Source organism: Phycisphaerae bacterium, from assembly GCA_018003015.1.
Taxonomy (GTDB): domain Bacteria; phylum Planctomycetota; class Phycisphaerae; order UBA1845; family PWPN01; genus JAGNEZ01.
The window spans coordinates 1-4,991 of the sequence record JAGNEZ010000136.1; the positions used below are offsets into that span (position 1 = coordinate 1).

The following is a 4,991-nucleotide window of genomic DNA, read 5'->3' on the forward strand; positions in this document are numbered from 1 at the left end:
GCCATCGGCAGACTCCTTTCGCAAGAGACTCTCGCCGCTCCATACGGCATACTTGCGAAAGGTATACACGATGCCAATCGATCGCGCCAGACCTCCCAGCTTACCTATCTATGCGCGCTGGCCCTGTCCTCCCAACCGGCTTGGTTGTCCTCGTGGTTGCGCACGTCTACCACGCGGTAGACGTCGGTCCAGGTCTTGCCGCATCTGAGACAGCGGGTTTGACATTCGTACTCGTCCTCGAATTCCGCGAGCATCAGCCGATCGCAATCGAGCTCTTCATGCCCGCAGTACGGGCAGCGCGTCGCGCCGCCTTTCAGGTAGGCCGCCTTCTGGTCTTCGGTCATGTGAACCGCTCCTGTGTAAGGGTCTGGCTGACGCGCACGCGTGCGGAATCACCGTGTCAAGTCAGCCTGGGGTAAGCACACATCAGGGGTGAAGGTTGCTTCCGGGCGGGAATCGTGAAGGCGGGCTTCAGGCGTGAGCGGGGGAAGTGAGTCGTTGAGGGGTGTTCGGCGGCATCTTACACCAGCCGTCAAGCCGCTTGGCCAGCGCAGGTGCCCGCTGCTCAATGAGCTCGGCCAGCCTGCCCAGGAAGCTGTGGTAGTTCACGTCTTCGAGGTCCTCGAAGAGCTTGTTCACCTGGGCGGATCTCCATAGCGTTGGCAGGACCGTGTGCGGTCCCCACTCGTCGCACAGCGTCTGCGTGGCTAACCATTCATCATCGAGTGCCTCGCCATCGGCTTGCGCGTACGCCTGCCGGTAGATCTCGCGGGCAGTGGTGCCCAGTCTCCGAGCGGCGAAGCAGTCCGCCAGCAACATGATGCAGCCTTCTGACGTCTCGCCGGCCTCCCGCCAATAGCAAGGGCTGCCGTCAGCGCTCTGAACGAGGTGCTCGATGGGCGGGTTGTACTCCCAAACGTAATGCCAGCCCATGCCCAGCCGGTGCGGCTGGATACGGCGGCGGCGGGCCTGCGCCCCGGTGGTCTGGATTGTGGTCATGACTCTCTCCTTGCTGGCCGTTGAGAAAAGAACAGCCCCGCGCGGTCACGGCCTTAAACCGCACGCGAGGCTTTGTGAATGATCAACTCAGTTCTTGGGAAACACTGTGCTCAGATGTGACCAGATGAGCAGGAAGGGAGTGGGAAGGGAATCGGGGCGGGTGGGTCTTCGGCGCATTCGTCGAGGAAACGCATATGGTCATCCGAGTACTCGACCCGCCGGCCGAGCAGCTCAGCGCCATCAGCACCGACCATCATCGCGAAGCAGCAGTTGTCGATGGGAAAGCAACCGGACGCTTCGCCAGCCACGGTCACTTCCACGCAGCCGGAGCATTGCCGGATGCGGGTGATCTGTCCTTTACAGTAAGGCATGGTTACACCTCTCTTCTCGGGAACCGTTAACAAAAATGGCCGAGCGAGCCCCACACCGTGTAAGGCTCGACCCGGCCGAGAAATCGCTGTTGGTGTGCTATCAAGAACCGACTTGGTTCTTCAGGATAAGCATGACTGGTTGGTCAGGCTGCTGTCAGGCTGGCTGCGCCAGCTGGTGCCGCCCCGACGGGTTTTCCGCCACGCCTGGCTGTGAACTTTCGGTGGCAGTTCTTGCAGAACCACAGGGGTCGATCGCCCATTGTGGTGGTGCGGCGGACTCCTTTGCTTCTGACGGTACTTTGCCCACAATAAGGGCATTTGGGTTTGCGACCGCGTTTCTTCACGTGAATCACCTCCGCTCCGGTGAGGCCCCGGGACTACTTAAGCTTTGTGGTATTCGCCTGCTTCCACCCGTATGGGCCGCAAAGGACCGTAGGGGTGGTAGTCGTTGTCCGAGGCCACCGTGCGCGGATCGGGTTCCGTCTGATCCTCGTGGGTCGGGGCAGTCAGCAGGTACTCGTAGGCCTGCTGCAGCGCTGTGATGGCCTTGGGCAGGTCGTTGATGCTCAGGCTGTTGGTGCCTTGCCACTGGCCGGCTTTGTCGCGGTAGCGCACCTCGATCACCACCTTCCGCAGGGCGACCGGCTGGCCGTCCCGCTGGATCATGTTCACGAACACCGAGGCTCGCACCGCACCCATCTTGAACACTTTTTCTGGTTTGGACATGTTCCGCTGTTTCCTCCTATCGATTGGATTGACCTATTCGATACGATCGAAAAGACGATGCAGTTTAAAAACCTTTCGGCTCCGGAAAGCGAATAAGCGCCGCGGTCCGCCGCAGGCCCCGGGGGCCTGCAAACGAGCGAGGCCGCGAGCGCGGAGAAGTCGAGACCGGAGCCCAATGCCAAGGTCACGACGGAGTTGTGAAGAGAAGAGGTGTGCTCCGGTGGGTTCGGGGAGCGGGGCAAGTTTTCGGTTTGCTGCGGCAGGATGGAGCACAAAAAGGCGTGGGACGCAGAGCAGCGGCTATCGTGATGCCCGTTCTGTCGGCCAGCATGTGCGGAAAGAGGCGTTTCCGGGCGGAAACACCCTGCCGGCGATCAACGCGTGGTTGATCTTTGATGGGGCGTCGTCAGATCAAGACGAGAGCCCGTGATGAGTGGGTTGCATCAGCACGGCGAGCGCGCTGACCTTCGCGTGAAGATCGTTCGCAAGCCCTTCTGATGTGAACCCGTGCGTTTGATGTCGTCATCCGCACGTTACACCAGTATTTAAACCTATCGGTCGCGGGCACGCAGGCGCGTCTCACGGCTGGCGCGGCGCCTGCGGAGCAGAAGCAGAACGAACATCACGGCCAGCAACACCACGATGGTGAGGCTCAGAGCCACGCCCGGAAGCACAATCCAGTGCGACTGTGCTCGATGGAATCCAAACATGGCTAAAGCGGCGATGCAGAAAGCTGCGATCCAGTGTGACGCCGGGGAGAACAATGACATTAGCCGGATGACCTGGTAGATGATGGTGAACAAGAGGATGAAGGTCAGCGCGGCGCTGACGAGGACTGCCGGGTTCGCATCCGAGCCAAAGGTGTGACTCATCTCGTTATCCTCCAAATACACTTGGTCTTCGGAAGCCGTCTGCCCAATTGTTCTGGTCGAGAAACATTCCGCGGAAACGCTCAGATTGGCACTTGCGCGATGGCCTGCAGGGCGCTATCATCGATGACGAATCAGAAGGAGGCTTGCCATGCTCGAACGATGTCCGTGTTGTGGCGAGGCACTCAAGCCTCGCGCCAGGTACTGCGGGGAGTGCGGCCAGGAGGTCGTGTCACTGTCGTCAGTCAGCCAGTCGTCGGCCCTGATGAGAGTCGCTCCTCAGGTGGCCGCCGTGATGCCCTCGGTTGGCTTTGATGCCGAGCTTGCCGCCCAAGCCCAGCTCGAGATGCACACCCGCCTCAGCCCGCTCATGAACCAGGAGCGCCTGAAAGCCCTGGTGATGGCTATCGCCGCGCACGGCGGGACGGGTACGGTGGGATATTGGTCGGATTGTTGAGGTGCAAAATGCCCCAGATGATTGCGTTGGGCCAGCCGATCCATGTGAACTGCGCCCACTGCGGCCGCCACGCTTGGCACGTGGCGGTGCTTCCCGGCCGGCAGAAGCTATCGTGTCCGTGCTGTCGTCGCGTCACCGTGGTGGATTTCTTCACTGAACGCAACGCTGACGGCGAGCGCCAGTTCAAGATGGACGCTTGGCCGGGGTGACGCCGGACGCAGGTGGTCTAGTGGCTTGCGCGGCTCATCACTTGGGTACGCACCGAATACCCACTCGTGTCCGCTTGCTCGTGGTCAGGGGTCCTCACGGGCCTGGGGGTCCGGCAGCCATGCTGCGGCCAGGGCTTCACGTTGCTCGACAAGCGCGTCCGTGCCCATCTGCTCGACCAGCTCGAACATGGCCAGGAGGTACGCAACGCGGAGTTCGCTGGCCAGCGACCAGAGCTGCGCTCGATTCAAGGGGCCGTGGTCCATTATGAATTCGAGGTTCTGGGTCGGAGTCATTTGCGTGTAGTTCAGTACCGGAGACCGCGAGCGAAGCAAACCGACGTTTCCCTCATCACCTTGCCCGGCTACGCCGCCGGGCGGCATTGGGCCATAGTACGCCGATCTCCTTGGGCCGGGGCCTCAAGCGACTTGGGCCTCTCATCAACTGGATACCGCCATTCGGGTCCGATTCTGCGCGGGTTTCTGGTTTGCCCGCTGAAGCTCAACGCAGCCAAGAGAGCGAGGCGCGGCCCCCTACAAAAGCCGCGCCCCGCTGCAGTGTTGCCTCCTCCACACTTCCGTCACTCGTTCGGGCACACCAGCCTGAGTCAACCAGACCTTCATCCTCCGTGCCTCCGAGGTTGCCGAACAATCCTCGCCTTCATCAAGCCCATCCCCAGCAGCATGAGCGGCATCACCCCGACCCCGCCAACGCCACACACGCCAATACCGCAGCTGGGCGTAAACGTCGCCGTCACGGTCTTTTGTGTGTCCATGGTGATGGCAGCTGGATCATCCGTGCCGCTCAGGTCTCCACTCCAGCCGCCAAACTCCCAGCCAGTAGCCGGGACGGGCGTCAATTCCACTACTGTATTCATCTCGTACGTGCCGCCTGTGGGATTCATCGAGACCGTGCCATTTCCCTCCACGTTGATGGAGAGTCTGTGCAGATAACGAATGACCGACACAGAGACTGTGACACTGTCGCTGACTTTCTGCCCTGCGGCATCTGCTACGGTTAGTGTATAAGTCGTAGTCTGCGTGGGGCGTGCGGTCGGGTATTGCATGCTTGTCGCGCTCAAGCCACTGGCCGGTGACCAAGCATAGGTGTATGGGGGCACACCGCCTGATGCCGAGCCCGCCAATGCCGCGCTTTGCCCCGCGATGATAGTGTGGTCTGACCCTGCATCGGCAACCAAATGCGTGGGAGGGCTGAAGCTGGTCGAGGCAACACCGCTGTCGTTGTAGCCGCTCTTGAAGGCCTTGGCCTTTACGGTGGCCGAACCCGTAAGCGTGAAAGGGCCGTTGTACAGGGTGGAGCTACCGGTTGGATCGCTGCTGTCGGTCGTGTAGCGGATCATGG

Annotated in this window: 9 protein-coding genes; 2 read left to right on the forward strand and 7 right to left on the reverse strand. The window is 61.1% G+C overall.

Features of this window, described 5'->3' with window-relative positions; genetic code table 11:
• Positions 1-104: 104 nt before the first annotated feature.
• The 5 genes from KA354_25080 to KA354_25100 form a co-directional block, all read right to left on the reverse strand.
• On the reverse strand, positions 105-344 hold the full coding sequence (locus KA354_25080) for a hypothetical protein (protein MBP7937923.1): 240 nt from the start codon (positions 342-344) through the stop codon (positions 105-107).
• A gap of 127 nt (positions 345-471) precedes the next feature.
• The gene (locus KA354_25085) at positions 472-999 is read right to left on the reverse strand and encodes a hypothetical protein (GenBank protein MBP7937924.1); all 528 of its coding nucleotides are present in this window, start codon (positions 997-999) and stop codon (positions 472-474) included.
• Between the two features lie 110 nt (positions 1,000-1,109).
• A complete protein-coding gene (locus KA354_25090) occupies positions 1,110-1,370 on the reverse strand; it encodes a hypothetical protein (protein MBP7937925.1) in 261 nt (86 codons plus the stop codon).
• A gap of 381 nt (positions 1,371-1,751) precedes the next feature.
• Positions 1,752-2,096 (reverse strand): hypothetical protein, encoded by a 345-nt coding sequence (locus KA354_25095; GenBank protein ID MBP7937926.1) that lies wholly within the window; start codon positions 2,094-2,096, stop codon positions 1,752-1,754.
• Positions 2,097-2,647: 551 nt separating this feature from the next.
• On the reverse strand, positions 2,648-2,968 hold the full coding sequence (locus KA354_25100) for a hypothetical protein (GenBank protein ID MBP7937927.1): 321 nt from the start codon (positions 2,966-2,968) through the stop codon (positions 2,648-2,650).
• Positions 2,969-3,116: 148 nt separating this feature from the next.
• Between KA354_25100 and KA354_25105 the strand changes: the two genes are divergently transcribed.
• Together KA354_25105 and KA354_25110 are read left to right on the forward strand one after the other, a co-directional pair.
• Positions 3,117-3,422, forward strand: a complete 306-nt coding sequence (locus tag KA354_25105) for a zinc ribbon domain-containing protein (protein MBP7937928.1) — start codon at positions 3,117-3,119, stop codon at positions 3,420-3,422.
• An 8-nt stretch (positions 3,423-3,430) separates the two neighbouring features.
• Positions 3,431-3,631, forward strand: a complete 201-nt coding sequence (locus tag KA354_25110) for a hypothetical protein (GenBank protein MBP7937929.1) — start codon at positions 3,431-3,433, stop codon at positions 3,629-3,631.
• Positions 3,632-3,715: 84 nt separating this feature from the next.
• Here the strand turns inward: KA354_25110 and KA354_25115 are convergent, their stop codons facing one another.
• Both KA354_25115 and KA354_25120 read right to left on the reverse strand, forming a co-directional pair.
• Positions 3,716-3,880, reverse strand: a complete 165-nt coding sequence (locus KA354_25115) for a hypothetical protein (GenBank protein MBP7937930.1) — start codon at positions 3,878-3,880, stop codon at positions 3,716-3,718.
• A 368-nt stretch (positions 3,881-4,248) separates the two neighbouring features.
• Positions 4,249-4,991, reverse strand: a 743-nt coding sequence (locus KA354_25120; GenBank protein MBP7937931.1) for a chitobiase/beta-hexosaminidase C-terminal domain-containing protein, incomplete at its 5' end; no start/stop codon positions are given.

Excerpts from the sequence above, each read along its gene's own strand:
- KA354_25080 (MBP7937923.1), bottom strand. The coding sequence starts at position 344 with ATGACCGAAGACCAGAAGGCGGCCTACCTGAAAGGCGGCGCGACGCGC.
- KA354_25085 (MBP7937924.1), bottom strand. The coding sequence starts at position 999 with ATGACCACAATCCAGACCACCGGGGCGCAGGCCCGCCGCCGCCGTATC.
- KA354_25090 (MBP7937925.1), bottom strand. The coding sequence starts at position 1,370 with ATGCCTTACTGTAAAGGACAGATCACCCGCATCCGGCAATGCTCCGGC.
- KA354_25095 (MBP7937926.1), bottom strand. The coding sequence starts at position 2,096 with ATGTCCAAACCAGAAAAAGTGTTCAAGATGGGTGCGGTGCGAGCCTCG.
- KA354_25100 (MBP7937927.1), bottom strand. The coding sequence starts at position 2,968 with ATGAGTCACACCTTTGGCTCGGATGCGAACCCGGCAGTCCTCGTCAGC.
- KA354_25105 (MBP7937928.1), top strand. The coding sequence starts at position 3,117 with ATGCTCGAACGATGTCCGTGTTGTGGCGAGGCACTCAAGCCTCGCGCC.
- KA354_25110 (MBP7937929.1), top strand. The coding sequence starts at position 3,431 with ATGCCCCAGATGATTGCGTTGGGCCAGCCGATCCATGTGAACTGCGCC.